This is a genomic window from Nocardia sp. NPDC047038 (assembly GCF_040644075.1).
Taxonomy (GTDB): domain Bacteria; phylum Actinomycetota; class Actinomycetes; order Mycobacteriales; family Mycobacteriaceae; genus Nocardia; species Nocardia sichangensis.
This window is the reverse complement of sequence record NZ_JBEYVQ010000014.1, coordinates 116,500-140,073: the sequence shown is the minus strand read 5'-3', so window position 1 is coordinate 140,073 and position 23,574 is coordinate 116,500. Positions and strand designations below refer to the sequence as shown.

The 23,574-nt window shown below is 67.3% G+C and carries 21 protein-coding genes; 16 read left to right on the top strand and 5 right to left on the bottom strand.

Annotated elements, in window-relative coordinates; all coding sequences use genetic code 11:
• Positions 1-8: 8 nt before the first annotated feature.
• Together mycP and eccD are read right to left on the bottom strand one after the other, a co-directional pair.
• On the bottom strand, positions 9-1,340 hold the full coding sequence (mycP, locus tag ABZ824_RS31875; protein ID WP_356967684.1) for a type VII secretion-associated serine protease mycosin: 1,332 nt from the start codon (positions 1,338-1,340) through the stop codon (positions 9-11).
• 58 nt (positions 1,341-1,398) lie between these two features.
• Positions 1,399-2,856: a type VII secretion integral membrane protein EccD gene (gene eccD / locus ABZ824_RS31870; protein ID WP_356967626.1), complete on the bottom strand. Its 1,458-nt coding sequence runs from the start codon at positions 2,854-2,856 to the stop codon at positions 1,399-1,401.
• Between the two features lie 226 nt (positions 2,857-3,082).
• On the opposite strand from eccD, the gene eccA reads away from it, so the two are divergent.
• Entirely contained in the window at positions 3,083-4,903 is a 1,821-nt protein-coding gene (eccA, locus tag ABZ824_RS31865; RefSeq protein ID WP_356967624.1) for a type VII secretion AAA-ATPase EccA, read from the top strand.
• A 76-nt stretch (positions 4,904-4,979) separates the two neighbouring features.
• Here eccA and ABZ824_RS31860 read toward each other — a convergent pair whose 3' ends face one another.
• Positions 4,980-5,144 (bottom strand): IS3 family transposase, encoded by a 165-nt coding sequence (locus ABZ824_RS31860; protein ID WP_356967623.1) that lies wholly within the window; start codon positions 5,142-5,144, stop codon positions 4,980-4,982.
• A gap of 362 nt (positions 5,145-5,506) precedes the next feature.
• Here ABZ824_RS31860 and ABZ824_RS31855 point away from each other — a divergent pair, with 362 nt between their 5' ends.
• From ABZ824_RS31855 to ABZ824_RS31805, 11 genes are all read left to right on the top strand, one after another.
• On the top strand, positions 5,507-6,322 hold the full coding sequence (locus ABZ824_RS31855; protein ID WP_356967621.1) for an SDR family oxidoreductase: 816 nt from the start codon (positions 5,507-5,509) through the stop codon (positions 6,320-6,322).
• Positions 6,323-6,413: 91 nt separating this feature from the next.
• The gene (locus ABZ824_RS31850; protein ID WP_356967620.1) at positions 6,414-7,640 is read left to right on the top strand and encodes an acyl-CoA dehydrogenase family protein; all 1,227 of its coding nucleotides are present in this window, start codon (positions 6,414-6,416) and stop codon (positions 7,638-7,640) included.
• Positions 7,641-7,651: 11 nt separating this feature from the next.
• Entirely contained in the window at positions 7,652-7,789 is a 138-nt protein-coding gene (locus ABZ824_RS31845) for a hypothetical protein (RefSeq protein ID WP_356967619.1), read from the top strand.
• A 34-nt stretch (positions 7,790-7,823) separates the two neighbouring features.
• Positions 7,824-8,825, top strand: coding sequence for a phosphotransferase family protein (locus ABZ824_RS31840; protein ID WP_356967682.1), 1,002 nt, complete (start codon positions 7,824-7,826; stop codon positions 8,823-8,825).
• A 222-nt stretch (positions 8,826-9,047) separates the two neighbouring features.
• Positions 9,048-9,737, top strand: a complete 690-nt coding sequence (locus ABZ824_RS31835) for a TetR/AcrR family transcriptional regulator (protein WP_355074393.1) — start codon at positions 9,048-9,050, stop codon at positions 9,735-9,737.
• A gap of 605 nt (positions 9,738-10,342) precedes the next feature.
• The gene (locus tag ABZ824_RS31830; RefSeq protein ID WP_356967617.1) at positions 10,343-11,227 is read left to right on the top strand and encodes a hypothetical protein; all 885 of its coding nucleotides are present in this window, start codon (positions 10,343-10,345) and stop codon (positions 11,225-11,227) included.
• A 35-nt stretch (positions 11,228-11,262) separates the two neighbouring features.
• The gene (locus ABZ824_RS31825) at positions 11,263-12,186 is read left to right on the top strand and encodes an alpha/beta hydrolase (RefSeq protein WP_356967615.1); all 924 of its coding nucleotides are present in this window, start codon (positions 11,263-11,265) and stop codon (positions 12,184-12,186) included.
• Between the two features lie 133 nt (positions 12,187-12,319).
• Positions 12,320-13,030 (top strand): hypothetical protein, encoded by a 711-nt coding sequence (locus ABZ824_RS31820; protein WP_356967613.1) that lies wholly within the window; start codon positions 12,320-12,322, stop codon positions 13,028-13,030.
• Between the two features lie 50 nt (positions 13,031-13,080).
• Complete coding sequence (locus tag ABZ824_RS31815; protein ID WP_356967611.1) at positions 13,081-13,416, top strand: hypothetical protein; 336 nt, start codon at positions 13,081-13,083, stop codon at positions 13,414-13,416.
• 64 nt (positions 13,417-13,480) lie between these two features.
• Complete coding sequence (locus ABZ824_RS31810; protein WP_356967609.1) at positions 13,481-15,010, top strand: long-chain fatty acid--CoA ligase; 1,530 nt, start codon at positions 13,481-13,483, stop codon at positions 15,008-15,010.
• Between the two features lie 144 nt (positions 15,011-15,154).
• On the top strand, positions 15,155-15,814 hold the full coding sequence (locus ABZ824_RS31805; RefSeq protein WP_356967607.1) for a TetR/AcrR family transcriptional regulator: 660 nt from the start codon (positions 15,155-15,157) through the stop codon (positions 15,812-15,814).
• Here ABZ824_RS31805 and ABZ824_RS31800 read toward each other — a convergent pair.
• Positions 15,785-16,327 (bottom strand): CSLREA domain-containing protein, encoded by a 543-nt coding sequence (locus ABZ824_RS31800; RefSeq protein WP_356967681.1) that lies wholly within the window; start codon positions 16,325-16,327, stop codon positions 15,785-15,787. The two genes, ABZ824_RS31805 and ABZ824_RS31800, sit on opposite strands and share 30 nt — an antisense overlap.
• A gap of 154 nt (positions 16,328-16,481) precedes the next feature.
• Positions 16,482-17,837, bottom strand: coding sequence for an MFS transporter (locus ABZ824_RS31795; RefSeq protein ID WP_356967606.1), 1,356 nt, complete (start codon positions 17,835-17,837; stop codon positions 16,482-16,484).
• Positions 17,838-18,369: 532 nt separating this feature from the next.
• Here ABZ824_RS31795 and ABZ824_RS31790 point away from each other — a divergent pair.
• Genes ABZ824_RS31790 through ABZ824_RS31775 form a run of 4 tightly spaced genes read left to right on the top strand, consistent with a single transcriptional unit; the run spans position 18,370 to position 23,527 of the window.
• Positions 18,370-20,022: an ABC transporter substrate-binding protein gene (locus ABZ824_RS31790; protein ID WP_356967603.1), complete on the top strand. Its 1,653-nt coding sequence runs from the start codon at positions 18,370-18,372 to the stop codon at positions 20,020-20,022.
• Positions 20,023-20,025: 3 nt separating this feature from the next.
• Positions 20,026-21,030 carry an ABC transporter permease gene (locus ABZ824_RS31785; RefSeq protein WP_356967601.1) on the top strand — a complete coding sequence of 335 codons (1,005 nt, stop codon included), beginning with the start codon at positions 20,026-20,028 and terminating at the stop codon, positions 21,028-21,030.
• Positions 21,027-21,878 (top strand): ABC transporter permease, encoded by an 852-nt coding sequence (locus ABZ824_RS31780; RefSeq protein WP_356967599.1) that lies wholly within the window; start codon positions 21,027-21,029, stop codon positions 21,876-21,878. The genes ABZ824_RS31785 and ABZ824_RS31780 overlap by 4 nt, the downstream gene beginning before the upstream one ends.
• Entirely contained in the window at positions 21,878-23,527 is a 1,650-nt protein-coding gene (locus tag ABZ824_RS31775; RefSeq protein WP_356967597.1) for an ABC transporter ATP-binding protein, read from the top strand. Before ABZ824_RS31780 ends, ABZ824_RS31775 begins: the two co-directional genes overlap by 1 nt.
• Positions 23,528-23,574: the final 47 nt, after the last annotated feature.

Below are 23,574 nucleotides of genomic sequence, written 5' to 3'. Positions count from 1 at the left end.
TGTTCCGTTCAGTCGTCACCGGGCAGAACGAGCGGCATGCGCTGCTTGCGGCGGAAGGGGATCGACAGCGTCGAGAAGATGGCGAGCAGGGTCAGGCAGATCGCGGCGCCCGTCACGCCGACGCGCCGTGGCCACGGGTTCACCGGTGCGATCGGGGCCGGGCCCGCGATCTGTTCGCCGGCCGCCGGATCATGGAGCGGCGGATTCGGCAGTACGGCGGTGAGCGCGGCTACCGGATCGACCATGCCCGCGCCGATCCGGGCGTCGTGGCCGTCGCCGGGTGCATGCGCCGTGCCGATGATGCGATCCATCACCTCTTTGGCGGACAGCTGCGGAAAGCGTGCGCGCACAAGGGCCGCCAGGCCTGCGACGTAGGCGCTGGAAAAGCTGGTTCCCGCCACCGGCGATACCTGACCGTCGGCTTGTGGGGTGCCGTTGACCAGGCCGGTGCCACCAGGTTTGCTGTCGAGTGAAATCAGGTTGCTGCCGGGGGCGGCCACCGAGACCCACGGCCCGTACAGCGTGAACGGCGACGGCGAGCCGTCCGGCTCGACCGAGGCCACCGAAAGGACATAGGGCGAGAACCACGCGGGCGTCGCGATCGTTCTGACCGAATCCCAGCCGGCGCCGTTCTGCTGCTTGCACGCGCCCTGCGATTGCAGGTTTCCCGCCGCCGCTACCACGACGACATCGCGGTCGTAAGCGTATTTCAATGCGGCGCCGAGCATCCCGTCGACCGGGCCGGCACCGGCGGGCCGGCAGGACACTTCGGAGATGTTGACGACCGTTGCGTGCAGATCCACCGCGCGGACCACGGCATGCGCCAGGGTGGCGACGGTGCCGTACCCACCGGCCGACATGCCATCGGGCCGGTCATTGCCGTAGCTGTTCTTGGCTTGATAGGCCAGGCTGGTCTGCCGGATCGCGAGCACCGTGGCGCCCGGCGCGACACCGGCGAAACCATCGCCACCGTCCGGGGGCGGGTGTGCGGCGATGATCCCGGCGACCAGGGTGCCGTGCCCGTCGCAGTCGGTCGTGCCGTCGGAATCGGAGACGTAGTCCCCGCCCGCGTCGACCGTCAACCGCGGATGGCGAGTGACTCCGGTGTCGATCACCGCGACAACCTGTCCCGCGCCGCGACCGAATTCCCAGGCAGCGGCGAGCCCGAGCGCCTTTTGGGCGGCGGGCACCCCGGCCGGAGGTGGTCCCGTCCAGCTGGGTTCCGAGCACAGCAGTCGCTGTTGCGAGGGTTCCGGCGGGGCCACCGGGGCGCCGGTGATCAGCAGGCCCGGATCGACCCCGGGCGGCGCGACGGCCCTGGCTGGACCGGTGGGCAGCAACGTTGCCGTGATCGCGAGTGCCGCGACGGCGAGCGCGGCCGGTGCCGATCGTGCGTGCTCACGCATTGCGGGCCAGGGCATAGACGTCGATGATCCAGAAGACCAGTGGCCCGATCAGGCAGATCATGAGGTACTCCAGCAGTTCGCCGGCCCGCTGCACGACCGGCGAGATCTCGAGCTTCGGCCCGGCCACCCCGATCAGCAGCGCGAGTGCCGCGACGACGAGCAGCGCGCCCGCAGCGGGCAACGCGGCATCGGTGAGTTGGGTGCCGAGCAGCACCATCGGCGGGATCAGCGCCGAGCAGCCGCCGACTACCAGCAGCGCGGCCTGGGTGAGGTCGGAGAAGGCACGCCCCCGCCGGGCCAGCACGATGCCGACCGCCACCGCCAGCAACGCGGTCTGCCAGAGGTGGTCCCGGGCCGTCGCGACCACCATGATCGTCGCGATCACCGTCACCGTCACGATCCCGGCGATCATCCCGGACTGATAGTCGTTGGCCCGGCGGGCCCGTTCGCCCAGCCCGGCCGCCGAGGGGATCGAGGTCGCGCCGATCGCGCCGATGCCCTCGATGGTCGGTCGGGGCTCATGGTCACGCGGATCGATCACTCCGCCCGCGGTCGGCACCGGCGGCACCGGCAGCCGCGCTGCCGCGACCGCGATCCGCGGCGTCAGCGTGATGCCGAGCAGTGCGATGAAGATGACTCCGGCCGCGGTTTTGGACGGTGCCACCTGCCATACCGTGGTCGCACCCGCGGCGCCGAGGCCGAACGCAGCGATCGTGATGACGGCGGTGAACATGGTTGGGCGCACCGCGATCACCCGCATCGCGATCGTCGCGAGCAGTATCGTGACAGCACAACTCAGCAGCAGGTGCGGTGCGCCCGGCCGACCGGGCACGAGCGCCGCGGCCCCGGTGCCCATCAGCAGCAACCCGCACAGCGCCAGGACCGTGGCGGGCAGTGTCGCGGCATACCACCGGGCGACGAGCCCGGCTCCGACCAGGACGAGGAGCCCGAACCCGCTGCCCGCCGCCCCAGCCCATCCGCCGGCCCCGTGTCCCGCCGCGTACAGCAACAGGAGGCAGGCGCTCGCGACCGCGGCGATCGCGCCGCCGAGCCCGGCCAGGCCCGCGGACTCGGCGGTCCAGCCGCGAAACGAGTTGTCGGTCAGCCGCGCCACGGCGTCGATCACGTCATCGAAGAGCGCGGGGGAGTCGACCGAATCCACTGCGGCCAGCACCAGCAGGTCGCCGTCGAAGACCTCGGCCTCGGTGAGCGTCCGGACCGGGTCGATCGGGGTGTGGCCCAGCCGGGACAGCGTCCAGTGCCGGGCGACCAGCGGCCCGTCCTCCTCGTGTTCGGACAGGTCCGGATTGCGAGAGGCGATGAGTGTCACCACATCTGGAATGAAATTGGCGATCGGGATCGTGGCGGGCAGCGCGACATCGACCTGAGTATTCCCGCCGATCACCGAGACTCTGCACAGCTGCGGCTCGATCGCCGTTGACTCGATCACGTGATGACTCCCGAATTCCCTGGTTACGACGATCAGGAAGGTAGCAATCACGGTGCCGCGCGGCGGTGCCCCGACGCGGAGTTCGCTTTGTCGTAACCCGCGGTGTGGCAACGACATGCGGTTATCGCGTCGAGCCCGCGCGGCGGGGTGAACTGTCCGTGAATGGCCGGTGCTCGCCGTCCGGGTTCGCTGGGCTGAACAGCCGAGTCCGCGCTAATTTCCGGGCATGTCAGCGATTCGGCAAGCGCAACAGGTCTTCGATGCGGGCGTCCTCTCGCTCGGTCTGATGGTCGACGGCCAGCAAGCCGCGAAGAATCTCGAGTACGCCAAGGTCGCCTTCCGCCGGGCGACCGAGCTCGATCCCGACATGTGCGACGCCTGGCTCGGGCGCGTCGCCGCCGGGGACGCCACCCAGGAAGTGCTACGCCAGTTACACCGCACCTCGACGACTTCGCATCTGCGTGAGCAGCGCCGTCTCGGTCTACCGCCGCGGCAACTGGCCGGTCGGTTCCAGATCGGCCAGTACATCGACTATCCGATCGCAAGCCTCACCGAGATCTGGCTCGCCCAGGCGATGCATCTCGTCGAGGACCGGGATTTCGATGCGGCCGAACGCGTTCTCGACGAACTCGACGAGCGTCGCAGGCAGCTGACCGAGGATCCCGACCGTGCCGTCGACGACAAGGTCTGCGCCTATGCGCGCGGCGTGCTCTATTTCACCGGTCAACTGTGGCAAGAGGTGATGGGCGTGCTGGCCGGGTCGGCCGACTGGCAGGACCAATACATGGCGGCCGGCGCGCACGTCATGGTCGGCACCGCCTGCGCCCACCTCGGCCTCTTCGGCGAGGCGACCCGCAGGCTGGAACTGGCCGAGCGCGGCCCGATTCCGGCGGCCCGGACCGCGGCCATGTACTGCCGTGGGCTGGCGTTGCGCGAACAAGGCCACGAGGACGAGGCGCGGGCGTTGTTCGAGACCGTCTACACGCAGGTCCCCGGGTTCGCCGCCAACGCCACCGCGATGCGCGATCCCAAGTTCCGGATCATGGTGACCACCAAGGAACAGATCGAATCACGCACCGACCGTTGGGATCCGGCGTCCGCGCCGTCGCTGGCTGAGGCGGCCGAGGAGGAACAGCATCACAGGGCCGAGCTGATCCTGGCCGCCGCCCGCGCGGAACTGGCGGCGCAGATCGGCCTGGGTGCGGTCAAGGTGCAGGTCGCCAAGCTGCAGTCCTCGGCGATGATGGCCAAGATCAGGGCCGAGAAGGGCCTCAACAGCATGCCCCGCGGCCAGCATCTCGCCTTCACCGGCCCGCCTGGCACCGGCAAGACCACCATCGCCAGGGTGGTGGCCAAGATCTACTGCGGGCTCGGGTTGCTGAAGACCGACAAGGTCGTGGAGGCCAAACGATCCGACTTCGTCGGCCAGCACCTGGGTTCGACCGCGATCAAATCCAACCAGCTGATCGATTCGGCCATGGACGGCGTGCTGTTCGTCGACGAGGCCTACACCCTGATCCAGGCGGGCCTTTCCGGTGGTGACGCCTTCGGGCGCGAGGCCGTCGACACCCTGCTGGCGCGGATGGAGAACGATCGCGACCGCCTGGTCGTCATCATCGCAGGCTACGACGGCGAGATCGACCGCTTCCTGGCCAGCAACGACGGCCTGTCCTCCCGCTTCGCCAAGCGCGTGAAGTTCGACTCCTACTCGCCAGGCGAACTCTGCGAGATAGCCCAATTCATCGCCGCCAGACGCGATTCTGCCGTATCCGACGATGCGGTCGAACTGTTGCGCGAGTCGTGCGCGACGCTCTACGCCACCGAAGGCACCGACCAGAGCGGCCTGCCCCGCCGCGGCGTCGACCTCGCCGGCAACGGTCGATTCATCCGAAATGTCATCGAAAGTGCAGAGGAAGAGCGCGAATACCGCCTAGCCATGGACGACAGCCTCGACCACCGCGCCCTCGACGAAGAAACCTTGATGCGCATCGAGGCCGACGATATGCGCAAGGCACTGGAAGTGGTGCTCTCAACCCTGATGCCCTGAGTACGCCCACCCGGTCCAGGTCGAGACATAGGTGAAATCAGCGACCCACACTGGTTCGGCGCGGCGGTTGAGTTTGTCACCAGCGCCTATCCCCGTCTTTGCCGGGAATCGCGGTCCGATGCCTGCGTCCTCTGACCACCCCGTTGAGACTCAGAGCCCGCATCAACCGGTCGACCGTGCAGAATGCCACCTCATAGCTCTGGCGTCGCAGGTAGCGGGTCATTTTGCGGCGGCCGTACATCGCTTCGGGTGTGTTCTGCAGATCCCGCAGGCGTTCTCGACCCGGGCGTCGGTGATGTCGCGGGTCGAGCTCCCGCGCGAAAAAACTCGAGGCCAGCTCTATCGAAACGCACCTTGGTTGCTTCGCGCCACCCTGCGCGTTCGCAGGGAGCGGGGGTGGGTGGAGTGACCAACGGAGGTGTGGTCATGTCCGGCTCGCGACGAGGCGGCACTGGAGCCGATTCTCGGCGCGTGGCAGTGCTTGAAACTGACGTCGACTTCAACTATACAGATGTCAGGGGCCGCGTTGGGTCCAGCTGGTAGTAGGAGCCGTCCGTTCGGATGTGGCGGCGCGCCCCCATCGACACGAAAGCAGGTTCGGTAGTGCAGGTTGCAGGCAAGGTCGCCATTGTCACCGGTGGCGGCGGAGGCATCGGCGGCGCTATCGCGCGGGCTCTCGTCGGTGCGGGTACCCGCGTAGTCGTCGCAGACCTGCACGCATCTACCGCTCAGGCCGTCGCCGACCGGATCAACGCCGACCATCCCGGTACCGCGGTGTCCGCCGGCGCGGACGTATCGGACACCGAGGCGATTCGCCAACTCATCGCGTTGGCCGACAAGCACTTCGGTCCCGTCGACATGTACTTCGCCAACGCCGGAATCGTCGGTGCGCCTGGGCTCGAGGCCGACGAAGCCGCGTGGAGCCTGGCGATCGACGTGAACCTGCGCGCCCACATCCGGGCCGCGCAGTTGCTGGTCCCGGCATGGGTGGAGCGGGGTGCGGGCTACTTCGTCAGCACCGCCTCCGCGGCGGGGCTGCTCACCCAGATCGGGTCGGCCACCTACGCGGTCACCAAGCACGCCGCGGTCGGTTTCGCCGAGTGGCTCAGCGTCACCTACGGAGACCAAGGGGTGCGGGTCAGCTGCCTGTGCCCACAGGGCGTCAATACGAAGCTGCTGTTCGGTGGGGACTCCGGGGAAGTCCTCGGCACCGCGGCAACCCGCGCCGTCACCAGCGCCGGTGAGGTGCTCGAACCGGCCCAGGTCGCGGCCGACGTGATCGCCGCGATCGACGACGAGCGTTTCCTGATCCTGCCGCACCCGCAGGTGCTGGACATGTACCGGCACAAGGCCGCCGACTACGACCGATGGCTGCGCGGCATGCGGCGCTACCAGACGAAGGTGCTGGCGCAGGACTGAGGTCCTCCCGCGGCATCGACCTCGTCGAGGCTGTCGTCGGCCACATCGAGCACCGCACCCCCGATTCCCTCCGGACCCGTCAGGAGTTCTCATGTCCCTGTTCGACATCTCCGAACGCGCCCAGCAGTTGCAGAACGAACTGCTGGATTTCATGGATGCACACGTATACCCGGCCGAGACCGTGTACGAGGAGCAGATGCGCGCGGCCGGTGATCCACATTTCCATCCGCCGATACTCGAGGAACTCAAGGCCGAGGCGAGAAGGCGGGGCCTGTGGAACCTCTTCCATCCACATCCTGCCACCGGCGCCGGACTGACCAACCTCGAGTACGCGCCGCTGGCGGAGATCATGGGCCGCAGCCACATCGCGCCCGAGGCGTGCAACTGCAACGCCCCCGACACCGGCAACATGGAGGTCCTCGAGCTCTTCGGCACCGAGAAGCACAAAGAGAAGTATCTGAAACCCCTGCTCGACGGCACTATGGCGTCCGCGTTCGCGATGACGGAGCCAGGTGTGGCCAGCTCCGATGCCACCAATGTCGAACTGTCTATGGTCAAGGACGGTGACGAATACGTCCTCAACGGCCGGAAGTGGTTCGCCTCCAACGCCCTCCACAAGAACTGCAAGGTCATGATCGTCATGGGCAAGACCGATCCGGCCGCCCCGACGCACCGGCAGCAGTCGATGATGGTGGTACCGATCGACGCACCCGGTGTGACCGTGCTGCGCAACTTGCCGGTCTTCGGTTACGCCGACCGAGAAGGTCACGCCGAGATCGACTTCAAGGACGTACGGGTTCCGGTCGAGGACCTCCTCAAAGGCGAGGGGGAGGGCTTCGCGATCAGCCAGGCCCGGCTGGGCCCCGGTCGCATCCACCACTGCATGCGCGCCATCGGCGCGGCCGAGCGCGCGCTGGAACTGATGTGCAAGCGCGCCCAGTCGCGCGTCACGTTCGGCAAGCCGATCGCCGACAATGCCAACATCCAGGACTGGATCGCCGAAGCGCGCATCGACATCGAGATGATCCGGCTACTCACCCTCAAGGCCGCATATCTGATGGACACCGTCGGTAACAAGGAAGCACAGACCGAGATCGCCGCGATCAAGGTCGCCGCCCCGGCCATCGCGCTGAAGATCGTGGACCGGGCCATCCAAGTGCACGGTGGCGCGGGCGTCACCGACGACTTCCCGCTCGCCATGTCGTACGCGCACCTGCGGACCTTGCGCCTGGCCGACGGCCCGGACGAAGTGCACAAGCGCGCTATCGCCCGCCGCGAACTGCGCCAGTACCGCGACCTGCGACCGGACGGTATCTGAGCATGACTTCCATGCCGTCGCGTGCCAGCGCGTCTTTTCTGGATCTGAGCGGCAGAACCGCGATCGTCACCGGCGCTTCGCGCGGCATCGGCGGCCAGCGGCTCGGCGACGCGGTGCCCTACCGGAACGGAGCGACGCTCGGTGCCTGAGACCTCGGCGCGAGATGTGATCGGCATTGATCCGATGGCGGTCACCCGCTGGTTCGGCGACCTCGGGATCGAGTTCGCCGGCCGGCTGGGCTTCCACCGGATCGGTCTCGGTCAGTCCAATCTCACTTACCTCGTGCGGGACGACGCCGGTCGGCGCTGGGTGCTGCGCCGGCCCCCGCTGGGGCACCTGTTGGCCTCGGCACACGACGTCGCGCGGGAGGCGCGGATCATGTCCGCGCTCGCGGGCACTTCCGTCCCTGCACCGCGGATCCTCGGTGTCGCGGAGAATTCCGGGATCTCCGACGTGCCGTTGGTGCTGATGAACTTCATCGACGGCCAGGTCGTCGACACGATGGAGATCGCGGAGTCACTACCTCAGCGGCGGCGTCGCGAGATCGCGGAGTCCCTGCCGCGCGCCCTCGCGCAAATCCACGCCGTCGACCTGGAGCAGACCGGACTGTCCGATTTGGCGAGCCACAAGCCGTACGCGCGACGCCAACTCGCGCGGTGGTCCGGACAGTGGGAGAAGTCCAAGACCCGGGAATTGCCCGAACTCGACGATCTGACCCGCAGGCTGATGGCCGCGGTGCCCCAGCAGACCGAACTCGCGCTCGTGCACGGCGACTTCCACCTGCGCAATGTGATCGTCGCCCACACGAGCGGCGAGGTCGTCGGCGTGCTGGACTGGGAACTGTCCACGCTCGGAGATCCGTTGGCCGACATGGGTTCTATGCTCGCCTACTGGCCCGAGCCGGGGGAGGACACGGGGGGAGACTTCCCGGTCTCCACACTCGCGGGATTCCCGAACCGGGACGAACTCGCCCGGATGTACCTCGACGAGACCGGCCGGGACCCGCAGGCGCTGAAGTTCTGGCACGCGCTCGGTCTGTGGAAGGTGGCGATCATCGCCGAAGGTGTCCTGCGCCGGGCGATGGACACCCCCGCGAACAAGGCGGCAGCCGGCACCCCGACCGTCGAACGCATCGATGCTCTGGTCCACAAGGCCATCGCCATCGCCGACGCCGCGGGGATCTGAATCCCCGACCATCGACACCTATCAGGAGAAGCTTCTATGAAGGCATGACGCGTCAACGAACTCGGCGAGCCGCGGGACGTCCTGAAGCTCGGGGACGTCGCCCAGCCGACCGCCGGTGACGGTCAGGCAGGGTGAAGGTGTTGGCTGCTCCGGCACGTCGCCTGCGGTTCGCCGCGGCATGATCTGGCGAGCTCCGATGGTTGCGTTGCTATAACTGTTCCCATGTCACGATCGACCGCAGGGGACGAACACGAGGGCCCGCCGCCGTCCATGGCGAACTCCGCGCTGCTGCGCGAGCTTCCGGCCACCGGTCGGGGATTGCGGACGCGCTCGGCCTTGATCGCAGCTGCCCGTACGGTGTTCGAGCGTTCGGGCTACCTCGACACCCGGCTGGTCGACATCACCACAGAGGCCAAATGCTCGTCCGGCACCTTCTATACGTACTTCTCCAGCAAGGAGGAAATCTTCGCGGCTGTCCTCGAGTTGGCGCAGGAAGACATGATGCATCCAGGAATGCCGCATGTGGACCCCGACGCCGACCCTGCTGGGATCATCGAGGCGAGCAACCGGGCGTACTTCGAGGCGTACAAGCGCAATGCCAAGCTGATGGCGTTGCTCGAACAGGTAGCCAGCATCGACCCGGAGTTCCGCAAACTGCGTCGGCGGCGCGCGGAGGCGTTCGTTCGGCGAAACGCCCGCAGCATCGAGTCCCTGCAGGCGCGGGGACTCGCGGACACGGAGGTCGATCCGCTGTTGGCCTCGCGCGCACTGTCCGGGATGATCAGTCGGCTCGCGTTCGACTACTTCGTGACCGGTGAAGGCGCACCGGAGGATCTGAGGGTCGACCTGGACGAACTGACGCGCATCGGAACCCGGTTATGGGTCAACGCGCTGCGCATCTCCCCGCTGTGAGCCAGGCCCGTCCGAGCCGCGCAAAGCACCTTTCAGGCGACCTCCGCGCTGATGGTGCTCATCATTTCCCGCCTTTTCCGGTCATTTCTGTGTGATTTTGTGTGTCGTGTGACCGGTCGCAGGCCGGTGTGCCAGACGGTGGTACTCGAACTTTCGGCGAACGGCGAACCGTCGTCTTCGGCAATATAGCTCCCGGCCCACCGGCCGGGGTCGCCCCCGGCAAGGTCGTCGAAGCCCCCGTGAGCCCTGCGGGTAGAGCGACAGCCGGCACCGGCGCCTCCGGGAGTTCCGCCGTTCCGGCAGGACCGTAAATGACGTTGATTTCGGATCGAGACTTGACGTAGGTCACAACTTGATGTTGAGTTCAGCTTCAATGTTCGGCCCCCCGGAGGGAGGGTCGAAGCCCAGATCCGAAACAACGACGATCGAGGGAACCGCATGGCCCCACTCCTGACTGTGAACGATCTGCCTCGCAGGCTTCTGGTCGCGGGCAGGCCGCTTCGCGAGGTCGGCGTCGCACCCGCCGCAAGCGAGGGCGCCTGCGCGGTCGGCGAGCGGCGATGAGTTCCGTGACCTTTCTGCCAGTCGAATTCGAAAGAATGACGATGTCCACTGTTTCGCCGGAGACCGCCCGGCTCACCTTCCGTGCTCTCGAACTGATTCACGGCATGATCTACTTCAGCCCGCACGGGCAGGAGTGCTATGCCGAAATCGGCTTGCAGGGGCGGGCCCCGACATATTTCGCGCCCCGCTCGGCAGCGATGGGCCCGGTACCCGCGGAAGTCGCCGTCGCGACATTCTTCAACTTCAATCCGGTGGCGGTGCGCTCCGCGCTGCCCGCGGCCTGGCACACCGCCACGCCTGGGCACGTCCTGGAGGCGCGGTACGAGGCCGTCGACCGCTCGCTGCGCCAAGCATGGGGCGACGACGTCGACGGTCCAACGGTTCGGGAGGCGGCCGATCTCGCACGCCGTGCCGCGGAACGCGCCTGCGATCGGCCTCAGGGACGTCCGCTGTTCGCCGGACACGCGCAGCTGCCGTGGCCGGACGCTCCGCACCTGGTGCTGTGGCACGCGCAGACTCTGCTGCGCGAATTCCGAGGCGACGGACACGTCGCGCTGCTGTTCACCGAAGGCCTCGATGGTATGGAGGCGCTGATCACGCATGCCGCGACGGGGGCAATCAGCGCGGAAGTCCTCCGCGTCAGCCGGTACTGGAGCGAAGAGGAGTGGGCCGCAGGCATCGAGCGGTTGCGTGCTCGCGGGTGGCTTCTGGATGGGCCCGGACTCGCCCTCAGCGAGGAAGGGCGGCGGCGCCGGCAATCGATCGAGGACCGGACTGACCAGCTCGCCGTGTACGCGTACGAAGCAATCGGATCGGAGGGGTGTTCGCGTCTGGGCGAGCTGGGCATGCCGCTGACGAAGGCGGTTGCGCAGGCCGATCTGGGTTTCCACGCCGAGCTGATCGCCCGGTACCGGGACGGCCGGTGACCGGGGCGCCGAGGCTCGAGCAGGAGGAGGTGTGGATGACGGTCGATGTTGCGGCGTGGCAGGCGCTCGGATCTCGGCGGATCGCCACGAACGGGATCGAACTGCGGGTCGTCGATCATGGCGATGGACCGGTGGTTGTCCTCTGCCACGGATTTCCCGAACTCGCATTCTCGTGGCGTCATCAGGTTTTCGCGCTCGCCGAGGCCGGGTATCGCGTGATCGCTCCGGATATGCGCGGCTACGGAGGTAGCTCGCGGCCGTCCGAGATCGAGGACTACGACGTATTGACGATCTGCGCCGACCTGGTGGGACTGTTGGACGCCCTGGGCGTGGAGGATGCCGTGTTCATCGGACACGACTGGGGTGCCGCGGTGGTCTGGCAGATGGCACTGGCCTATCCCGGCCGGGTGCGGGCGGTGGCTGGACTGAGCGTTCCACCGGCGCCGCGCGCGCCGGTTCCACCGCTGGGGATTCTGCGTTCCCGGCTGGGAGATTCGTTCTACATGTGCTGGTTCCAGGAGCCGGGAGTCGCGGATGCCATGCTCGCGCAAGACGTTCGATGGACACTCCTCAATAACGACACTCCCTCGCCGCAGGCTCTGGCACGGCGGCCGAGCGGAGAACTACCGCGTCCCCCGTGGTTGTCGGAGGACGAGCTGCGGGTATTCGTGGACGCGTTCGAGCACACGGGGTTCAGCGGAGGACTGAACTACTACCGGAACATGGACCGGAATTGGGAGCTCACGGCCCCGCTCGACGGTCACGTCATCACGCAGCCCTCGTTTTTCCTGACCGGTTCCAAAGATGCGGTTCGCATGTTCATGCCGGCCGAAACGATGACATCGGTCCTCGCGGATCTGCGCGAAAACATTGTGATCGCAGGCGCCGGCCATTGGATCCAGCAGGAGCGACCAGCGGAAGTCAACGAGGCGCTGGTGAAATTCCTCGATTCCATCTGATGTGGATGGAGTCGGGCGCGATGCGCGGGAGCGGTCGGAGACGGTTTCGTCGGCGGAACCGAATCGAATCGCACCCGTGCGTGTTCGCAGTCTCTCGAACATCTGGTTCGAGGCACAAAGAAGAAGGAAAAAGATGAGGAAAACGATTGCAGCAGCGTCGCTGCTCGTCTCGACGCTCGGCATAACCGCCGGAACGGTATCGGCGGCACCGGCCGATACCGCGGCGGTCGGTTACAAGGTATCGGTCGGAGAGCGGTCATCGGTGATCGGTCTCGCGGCCGGCTCGATTGCCGTCGAAGAGGGGGTGCTGAAGATCAAGGCCCCCGGCGGTGCTGTGGTGGCGGGTTCGGAATTGTCCTTCCGGGTCGATGATTTCGTCTTCCCGATCGCCGCCGATATCCGCGACCGCACTGCTACCTTGACGCCGCAGTTCGACCTCGAGCACGCCGCCTACAAGCCGGTGGCGCTGCCCTACGAAGACCAGGCTCCTTGGAAGACCCAGTACGACCGGGAACAAGCCGCTTGGGCGCGACTGTCCTCCACGATCCTCATGGGCGCGACGATCGGTACCGCCGTCGGCGGCATCGGCGGCGCGGCGGTCGGTTGCGTGCTGGGCGGGATCGCTGGGGCGACCGTCGCTTCCGCGGCGATTATCGGCTTGTTCGGAGGCTTCATTCCGGCAGCCGCCATCGGATGTGTGGGCGGAATCATGGCCCTCGGCGCGCTGGGGACGTTGGCAGGCCAGATTCTCGTCACCGCTCCGGTCGCGATCATGGCGGCAGTCCAGTACTTCACGACGATCAACCAGCCGATGCCGGCCCCGGCCCCAGCCCCGGCGAAGTGACGCCAACCCTGCCCAGCCGGTTTCCCCGGCTGGGCAGGGTCTGGGCTTTCATGACAGACTTCGCCGCCACGAAGCTGCCGAACCTCGGCTGGAGTGCGGACGAGGCCTCTCCGGTAGCGGTCATCGAGGCGAGCAACCGTGCCTACTTCGAGGCGTGCCCTCGAAGAGGAAACCTCGCTGGACGACCTCGTTCGAACGGCTACCCGCCTGCGGGCCAACGCGTTGAAAATCGACGAGGCCGCGAGCTGAGTGAACTGGCCGGGGACCGCGTCGTCACCGGAAATACCGGCGCAGTCCCGGTGCGACCGTTAGCGGCTGTTCTGGTCGCATCACACGGTTTCCTTGCCGATGCGGTTGTCGCAGATTTCCCTTTTGACAGTTATTGAACTTGACGCCGAGTTCAATTACGGTGCGAGGGGGATTACCAGCTAGGCCAGAAGGAGGAATCGGATGGTCAACGTCGCCGGTCCGATGTGGAAGAACGCGCTCGATCGGCCCGAGGCGATCGCGATCAGGGCGCAGGGCGAGGAATGGAGCTATGGCCGGCTGAAGGACTCGGTGGCGGCCTTCGCCGGTGCACTGCGTGCCGCCGGGATCGACAGTCGCGACCGAGTACTGCTGGTGGCCCCGAGCGTCCCCGAATTCGTTGTTGCCTACCTGGGTGCGCACCTCGTCGGCGCCATCGTCATCACCATGAACACGATGGCGACCGGAGCCGAAATCGGTTATGTCCTCGACGATTCCACGGCACGCCTCGTGATCGCGTGGCACGAGGCGACGACATCGGCCGAGACGGCCACGCGGGAGCGCGGACTCCCGCTCTGGGTGCTCGAGCCGGGCGCACAGCGTGATCGGACGGAGCCGTTGTCCGAACCCGTCGATCTCGCCCCGGATGATGTCGCGGTTCTGCTGTATACCTCCGGCACCACCGGCAAGCCGAAGGGCGTAGAGCTCACGATCGCCAACCTGCACGCCGCGTCGACGATCTTGATCGACTACCTCGGGGTGACGAGCGAGGAGCGGATGGGCACCGCGCTGCCGCTGTTCCACGTATTCGGACAGTCGGTCGTCATGAATACCGCTCTGCACCTGGGTGCGTCGCTGTCGCTGCTGTCGCGGTTCGATCCCGGCCGCATGCTCGAGATGGTGCGCGCGGACGAGATCACCCTGATGTCGGGTGTCCCGACGATGTGGAACGCGATGCTGCACGCCGGAGGGGACTTCGGGCCCGAGCAGTTCGGGAGTCTGCGGATGGCTTCGTCGGGCGGTGCCTCACTCCCGGGGGAGGTCATCCGAGCTTTTCGCGCCCGGTTCGGCTGCGAGATCATGGAAGGCTATGGGCTTACCGAATCGTCGGGAATAGCGACGTTCAACCCCGTCGGGAAGGACCCGAGGGTCGGTTCTGTGGGTCTTCCGTTGCCCGGCATGCGAATCGAAGTCCGGGACGCCTCGGGCTCGGTACTCGCTCCCGGTGAGGTAGGCGAGTTGTACCTGTCCGGTCCGACGATCATGCGGGGATACTGGAACCGGCCGGAGGCCACCGCATCCGACCTGCGCGACGGCTGGCTCGCCACCGGGGATCTCGGCAAGGTCGATGACGACGGCTATGTCTACATCATCGACCGGGCCAAGGACATGATCATCCGGGGCGGCTACAACGTCTATCCCCGTGAAGTCGAGGAAGTGTTGTACGGGCACCCCGATATCGTCGAAGCGGCGGTGATCGGTGTGCCCGACGAGCACTACGGCGAGGAGGTCGCCGCGGTGATCGCCCTGGCGCCCGGAGCGGAGCCGACACCGGATGAACTGCGGAGTTGGGCCAAGGAGCAGCTGTCGGCATACAAGGTTCCACACCTGTTCGCGTTCGTGGACCAGTTGCCGAAGGGCGCCACCGGAAAGATCCTGAAGCGGGCGATCGACTGGAAGTCGCTGCCAGGCCTGAACGATCCGGCGGACAGGGGAGCGGTTGCCCGTCGGTGAGCTGGGCGGCTTACGCCGTCGAGGTCTCCCCGCGCCTTGATGGGTGTGACGCAGGTGTCGGCAGGACAGGCCTGTCGTCCCTGCGTCACCCGGCTCGTGAAGTCTGTGCCGAGCCGTGCGCGCACTCTGATATGGAAGATGTGGGTGCGACGCAGAAAGTTGCTGGAACCGACTCTGACGACCTTGCCGCACGGGCCGCACAGCCTCGCTCGTGATCTGGTGACGGGGTCGCAGCGTCAGCGGCTGTTGTTCGGTGTGACCGTCGTTGTCGCGGATCGCGGCTATCTGACTGCGACGGTCGCGGATATCGCTGCCGCGGCGAAGGTTCCGCGCCGGACGTTCTATCAGCACTTCCCGGACAAAGAGGCATGCTTTCTCGCCGCAGCGGAGACGGGTGGCGATCTGATGATCGATCATCTCGAGCAGGTGATGAGGCGGTTGCTCTCCGAACCGGTGGAGCCACTCGAGGCCCTCCGGCGCGGGATCCGGGAGTATCTCACCCTGTTGCGTGAGGAGCCATCGTTTGCCCGCTCGTTCTATTTGGATGCCGCCGTGGCCGGGTCTCGTGCGGTCGAGTCCTTCGAACGATGCCAGCGCTGGTTCGCCGGATTTATCCGGTCATGGCGGGAAGCGGCAGGCCCCGTCGATCCGCCGATCCCCGCCTTCGCATATGTGGCGGTGACCGAGGCGACCAACGAGGCCGTGCGTCGGATCTTGCGTGGCGGCGGGGATTTGCTCGCGCTCGAGGACGCGGTGATGTACATCCACCGCGCATTACTCGGGCCGGTTACGCCTGCCGACTAGGACACGACTCTGTAGCCTGCCCCCGGTGAGCTCCCAGGAAGCGTCGTCGCTGGTGTCACCCCCCTCGGAGACAATACGCGCGAACGCCGTCGCGCAGTTGGCCGATGCGATACCGGAGATGTTCGCCCTGATGGTGGAGTTCCGCACGGTCGGCGCGGTGAGGTTCAGGTCTTCCGTGGTCGGATCGGCGTTGCGGCCCTGCACTTTCTGCAGGTCGGGCGGTATCGCCAAAACATAGCGGCCGACCGGCACCACGATCGTGCTGCCCGGACGGGCATTGGCCACCTGCACCGCGGCGCGCAGGGTGCAGGTACCAGAAGCCATGCGGCACAATCGGCTTCCGAGATCGGCCGCGGTTTCGTCCGCAGTGGTATCGACCGTGATCACCACCGGCGTATCCCCACCGGGCGCGCTGTCGGCGTGGGCCGTTCCGGGGAATCCGCCTGCGGTTCCAACGGCCAGGGCTGTGATGGCAGCAGCGCCGGCCGGAACAGCAGATGTTCTCGTCCTCATGAGGGTCTCTGATCCAATCATGAATCTGAAGTTGTAAACGCTCGCGTATAAGTTGGGTACGCGAGCGTTTACAACTTTGCGGCTGGCCAACGCCTAGTGGTGGCGTTTACGTGAATCCTGTTGGCAGTTACCCAGATTGATCAGACGATGCTGATCAGGACGGAACGGAGACGGAGGCGTTCCCGCCGGCCGTCGCGGGCTGCCCGGTCGACACGGTTTCCGGCAGTGCCCATGCGCAGCCGAGCGTGCACAGCGCCATGACCATGAGGAAGGCGGAGACCGACGCTGTCGAACCGGTTGCCGCCAGCAGCGCGGTCATGAGGAAGGGCGTGCCACCACTGACCAGGATGGCGGCCAGCTGGTAGGACAGGGTTATGCCGGAGTAGCGGATTCGGGGCTCGAACAGTTCCGCGAGATACGCCGCCAACGGGCCGTACACCAGCCCCGAGCCGATGCCGCTGCCGACAGTGGTTGCGATCATGATCGCCGTGAGTGAGCCGCTACCCACCAGCCAGAAGAAGGGGAATGCCCACAGCGCCATGAGCGCTGCCCCGATCAGTATCAATGGGCGGCGACCCACGCGGTCGGACAGCGAGCCGGCGAGATAGATGATGGGCACTCCGATGGCCGAGGAGAGCAGAGAGACGGCCAGCAGGCTGTTGCGGGCCAGGCCGAGTTCGCGCACACCGTAATCGAGCACACCGGCGACGCTGATGTAGAAGATGGCGTTTGTTCCGAACAGCAGCCCGGCGCCGAGCAGAACCCGCTTCGAGCGCGTGCGCAGTACTTCGAGAATCGGGGCCTGCGCGACCGCGGTCGAGGCCACGGCGGCTTTGGTTTGCAGCCGGCGGAACTCGGGGGAGTCCTCGATGCGGAGCTGGATGAACAGCACCACCGGGAACAGCGCGGCGCTGGCCAGGAACGGGATACGCCAACCCCAGCTCAGGAAGTCGGCACCCTTGACGTATGCGCTGACCAGAAGGAACGCGCCGGTGCCCAGTAGCAGGCCCAAGGGCACGCCCATCTGGCCGAAGGTGCCCGCTTGGCCCTTGCGGTTCGGCTTGGTGGTTTCGGTGAGCAGCAGGGTGACCCCGCCCCACTGGCCTCCCACGGCGATGCCCTGGAGGAACCGCAATGCCACCAGCAGAATCGGCGCGGCCACGCCGATCGTCTTGGAGGTGGGCAGCAGGCCGATCGTGCAGGTGGATGCGGCGACCAGGATCAGGCACGAGACCAGTGCCGACTTGCGGCCGAAGGTGTCGCCGATGTGCCCGAAGATCAGTCCGCCCAGTGGCCGGGCGATGAAGCCCGCCCAGAAGGTGCTGAAGGACAGCAAGGTGCCCATCAGCGGCGACGCATGGGGAAAGAACAGCTTGCCGAATACCAAGGCAGCGGCTGTTCCGTAGATAAAGAAGTCGTACCATTCGATCGAACTGCCCACCAGGGCAGCGGCCATGAGGCGCCGTAATTTCTTCTGATCCGGGCTGCCGGAATCCGAATTCGGAGTCATACCTATCTCCAGGGTGAGAAACGAACCTGATGTGACGCGGGTCACCGTCAGTGGTCGGCACGCTACTTGAAGTTGACGTCGTATTCAATAGATTCCGCGAGATTCTCGGCATGCACTCCGGCATGGGCCGGTCCGGGGTGTGATGCTCACGCGGCTGTGTGAGCGGGGAACCGGCCGGGCGCTGGACCACACGGTGATCCCGTTCCACCGTGCGGAGACCGGGCATTCCTGGTTTCACGAAAACTGAACGATTCTCGAAGACGAGCTTGGTTGTTCCGGCTACCGGCGCTGTGCAGACTGCACTGTGGATCGCCGGTGCGGTCCGCTGTCCGTCGAGCGGTGAAGGAGCGTGACCATGCGATTCGCGGTGTCCACGCGCTCGGCGGTGCGGCAGGCGTTCGCCGACTGTTGTCGCTGACGCGAAACCACTTCGCGCGCCGCCCCGGACGGTTTGTTCCCGGGGTTCTCGGCCACCACTTCGCCACCCACGGCATTCGCCGCAGGGGACGGCCACTCGTCAGGAGTTTGTCAGATGTCATCACGCAGGTTCTCGAGGGCGGCGGCGCTCATCGCCGTCACCATCACCGCCGCGGTGCTGGCCGGATGCGCGGCGCCGGCCAACCGGGTCGCGGGCGGCGACGGCGGCACGCCGGTCGCGGGCGGGACATTGCGGTTCGCGGTGCTGGACGCACCGGCCAACCTCGATCCGCATTCGGGCAGTTCCTACCCCGAATCGCTGATCACCAGCAATATCACCGACAAGCTGACCTACCAGAACCCCGAGACCGGCGCCATCGAACCGTGGCTGGCCACCTCATGGGACATCGATCCCGAGCTCACCCGATTCACCTTCCATCTGCGCGACGACGTCACCTTCAGCGACGGGTCGAAATTCACCGCGGATTCGGTGAAGGAGAACTTCGACCTGCTCGGTTTCGGCAACAAGGAACTCGGCATCGTGCCGGTGACCGCGTACTGGGTCGGCTACTCCGGCACCCGCGTGCTCGACCCGCGCACCGTCGAGGTAGCCTTCACCCGCCCGAATGCGGGCTTCCTGCAGGCGCTCTCGCTCTACTTCTCCGGCATCCTCGGGCACACCACCCTGCAGCTGCCCAAAGAGCAGCGCAGCTTGCCGCAGAATCTGGTCACCACCGGGCCTTTCACCGTCACCGAGCACGTCTACCAGCAGAAGACGGTGCTGAAGAAGCGTTCCGGGTACAACTGGGCGCCTGCCAGCCGTAAACACAACGGCGAGGCGTATCTGGACGCGGTGGAGATTTCGGTGATCCCGGAGGCCGGTGTGCGCACCGGAGCGCTACGAGCGGGCCGGATGGACGCGATCCTGGATGTGAACAACACCGACGAGGCGCCGCTGACCCGCGAGGGCTACCGGATCGTGCCGCAGCTCATTCCCGGTCGCGACATCGCCTTCGACTTCAAGACCGACCTGTTCCCCACCAACGACCGCGCGGTGCGCGAAGCGGTCAAGCTGGCCTGGAATCGCGACGCGCTGAGCAAGACCGTGCTCACTCCGAGCTACAAGGTGTCCAGTTCGGTGCTGTCCGAACGGGTGCCGGGCTACGTCGACTTCTCCGGCACACTGAAGCAGGACCAGCGCAGGGCCGAGCAGATCCTGGAGGACGCGGGCTGGCGCAGGGGCGCCGACGGCATCCGCGTCGACCGCGACGGCCGCAGGCTGGAACTGGCGCTGATCGGCATCAACAACCTGGTGAACAACAAGCCTGCCTACGAGCTGATCCAGCAGGACCTGCGCAAGATCGGCGTCGACCTGAAGCTGAACGTGCTGCCGATCCCGGACTACCAGGCCGCCATCACCCAGCCGCAGCGCTGGAACATCCAGGTGGCCAACCAGAGCCGCGCGGACGTCGCGGTGCTCGAACAGGTGTACTCGCCGCAGTTCGGCAACATGGCCAAGCTGGCCCAGGGCGATCCGGTCTACCAGCAGGCGATCGACACGCTCGGCGCGGTCAGCAAGACCATCGACCCGCAGCGGCGGGCGGCCGCGGCCCAGGCGGCGCAACGGTTCCTGTTGGAGGACCAGGTGCTCACCGTGCCGGTGTACAACCCGGCCCAGGTCACCGCGGCGAATCCGAAGGTGCACAACGTGGGCTACGAGGCGCAGTCGCGCAACGTCTTCTACGACACCTGGATCGAGCCGAGGTAACCGATGTTCCGCTATGTGCTGGCCAAACTCGGCCAAGCGGTGTTCGTGGTGTGGGGCGCGTACACCGTGACGTTCGTGCTGCTTTACGTGCTGCCTTACGACGCGGTGGATCTGTTGTTCGACCCCACCCAGGGTGACCTCGTCACCGAGCAGGACAAGCAGAACGCGAGGGAGTACTACGGACTCGACCACGATCTGCTCGGCCAATACCTGAACCGGCTGTTCGCGGCCGCCCGCGGTGACTTCGGGGCATCCACCCGCACCGGCGAGCAGGTGTGGCCGCTGATCATGTCGGTGCTGCCGCAGACCGCGCTGCTCGCCGCCTGCGCGCTGGTCCTGGCGGTGCTGCTGGCGCTCGCGGTCACGTTGATCTCCGCCTACACGCGCGTGCGGTGGCTGAGCGGCCTGTTCGCCGCGCTGCCCGCGGCCGGTGTGTCGGTGCCGGTGTTCCTGGTGGGATCGGCGATCCTGCAGGTGTTCTCGTTCCAGCTCGGCTGGTTCCCGCCCATCGGCAACGACGGCTTCGCGGCGCTGGTGCTACCCGCGGTGACCCTCGCCATCCCCGTCGCGGCGCCGATCGCCCAATTGCTGCTGGAGAACGTCACCGGCGGCCTGCGCTCCGGTTACGTGACCGTGTCGGTGGCCAAGGGCGCGACGCGGCTGTGGGTGCTGGTGCGCGATGTGCTGCGGAACGCGGCACTGCCCGCGCTGACCATCGCGGGCGTGACCTTCGGCAATCTGCTCGCGGGCGCGGTGATCGTCGAGACGGTGTTCTCCCGCTCCGGTCTCGGCAGGCTCACCGAGACCGCGGTGCGCACCCAGGACGTGCCGCTGGTGCAGGCGGTGGTGGTGTTCGCGGCGCTGGTGTTCGTCGCGGTCAACTTCGTGGTGGATCTGCTGTATCCGCTGCTGGACCCGCGCCTGCGCAGCCGGTTGCGCCCGGCGGCGCGCAGGGCGCAGGCCCCGGCGTCCACCGCGCGGCCGAACGGGCAGGAGGTGACCGCATGAGCGCGCCGACCGCAACGGCTCGCACCGTGACCCGGTGGCCGCGGCGGCTGCTGCCGGCCGCAGCGGCCGCCCCCGGGCTGACGCTGGCCTGGCTGGTCGTCGGCGTGGTGCTGGCCTGGGCGGTGCTGCCGTCCTGGTTCACCGGGCACGACCCCCTCGAGGGCGACTCGTCGGTCAGCTTCGCCCCACCCGGCCCGGCCCATCCGTTCGGCACCGACCGGCTCGGACGCGACCTGCTGGCCCGCGCGATCTACGGCACCTCCACCACGGTGAGCGCGACGCTGCTCGCCGTCGCGCTCGGTTTCCTCATCGGCGCCGCGATCGGCCTGTTCAGCGGCTTCGTCGGCGGCCGGATCGACGCGGTGATCATGCGCTGCGTCGACGTGCTGCTGGCCATCCCCGGCCTGCTGCTGGCCATGACGGTGGTCACCGCGCTCGGCTACGGCACAGTGAACATCGCCGTCGCCGTGGGTGTTTCGGCGATCGCGGCGTTCGCCAGGGTGATGCGGGCGCAGGTGCTGAAGGTCGCCGCCTCCGACTATGTCGAGGCCGCCTACGGGTCCGGTGCGGGTTTCGGGCGGGTGGTGCTGCGGCACGTGCTGCCGAACTCGGTATCGGCGGTGCTCGCGCTGGCCGCGCTGGAGTGCGGCTCCGCCGTGCTGGCCGTGGCCGCGCTCGGTTTCCTCGGCTACGGCGCGCCGCCACCGCAGCCGGAGTGGGGTCTCGCGGTGGCCGAGGGCCGCGACTACCTGGCCACCTATCCGTGGATTTCGATCCTGCCCGGCGTGCTCATCGCCGTGGTCGTGTTGTCGGCCAACAGGATCGGCCGATCGTTGGGAGAATCGTGATGGGCACGAACGAACCGCTGCTGCGCGTCGACGACCTGCGGGTGCGCTACCGGTCCGCGCACGGCTACGCCGTCGACGGGGTGTCCTTGGCCGTGCGCCCCGGCGAATTCGTCTCCATCGTGGGCGAATCCGGCTCGGGCAAGAGCACTACCGTGCACGCCGCGCTGCGGCTGCTGCCGGACTCGGCCCTGGTTCGAGCGCGGGCGCTGGAACTCGACGGCCAGGACGTCGCGCGGTGGCGGGAACGCAGGCTGGCGCGGCTGCGCGGCCCGTTCGTCGGATTCGTCCCGCAGGACCCGGGCACCTCGCTGAACCCGGTCAAGCGGGTGGGGACCCAGGTCGGCGAGGCGCTGCGGCTGCATCGGCGCGTCGACGGCGCCGCGGCCCGCGAGCTGGCCGTCGCGAAGCTGGAACTCGCGGGATTGTCCGATCCCGAGCGGGTGTACCGACAGTATCCGCACGAGCTGTCCGGCGGCATGAAGCAGCGGGTGCTGATCGCGATCGCCCTCGCCAACGACCCCGCCCTGCTGGTGGCCGACGAACCGACCTCGGCACTGGATGTGACGGTGCAGCAGGTCATCCTGGACCATCTGGCGCGATTGCGCGCCACACTCGGGCTCGGGGTGCTGCTGGTCACCCACGACCTGGGCGTGGCCGCCGAGCGCTCGGACCGGTTGATCGTGATGCGCGATGGGCGCATCGTCGAGGAGGGCGCGACCGCGGGCATCCTCGCCGCGCCAAGCACCGCGTACACCCGCGAGCTGGTCGCCGCAGCGCCCTCCCGGCACAGCGAACCGCTCACGCCGACCGGCGCCACGGCCCGCAGGACACCCGACCGCGGCTCGGTCGTGCTCCAGGTGCGCGCGGTGGCCAAGACCTTCGGCGGGCAGGTCCGCGCGGTGGACGACATCTCCCTGGACGTCGTCGCTGGATCGACCCACGCGGTGGTCGGCGAGTCCGGCGCGGGCAAGTCCACGCTGGCCCGGATCGCGGTGGGACTGACCGCACCGGACACCGGGGAGGTCCTGTTGCACGGCGAGCGGATCAGCGGATTGTCCCGCAGGCGGTCGCGGCCGATCCGGCGCGAGATCCAGTTCGTCTACCAGAACCCGTATTCCTCCCTGGATCCCAAGTTCGACGTCGAGACGATCATCGCGGAGCCGCTGGTATCGCTCGGGCTGCTGTCCGACCGTGCCCGGCGACGACAGCGCGTGGCCGAACTGCTGGACGCGGTGGCGCTGGACCGCTCGCACCTGCGTCGCAGGCCCGCCGAACTGTCCGGCGGGCAGCGGCAACGGGTGGCGATCGCCCGTGCCCTGGCCGCCGGACCGCGGATGCTGGTGCTGGACGAGGCGGTCTCGGCGCTGGACGTGTCGGTGCAGGCGCAGATCCTGCAATTGCTGGTCGATCTACAGCACGAGCAACGGCTCACCTACCTGTTCATCACCCACGATCTCGGCGTGGTGCGGCTGATCGCCGACGACGTCACGGTGATGCGTGGCGGGCGAATCGTGGAAACGGGTCCGGTGGCGGCCGTTTTCGCCGAGCCGTCGGCGGAATACACGCGGCTGCTGCTGGCGGCGGTCCCCGGGGCGCCCGCGCGTAAGCCGGAAACCCCTTTGCTCGTGGGCGCGCTGTCACCGACTTGATCCCGCACAGAATCGTTCTGATCGTAAGCATTTCCTCCACCGTTGCC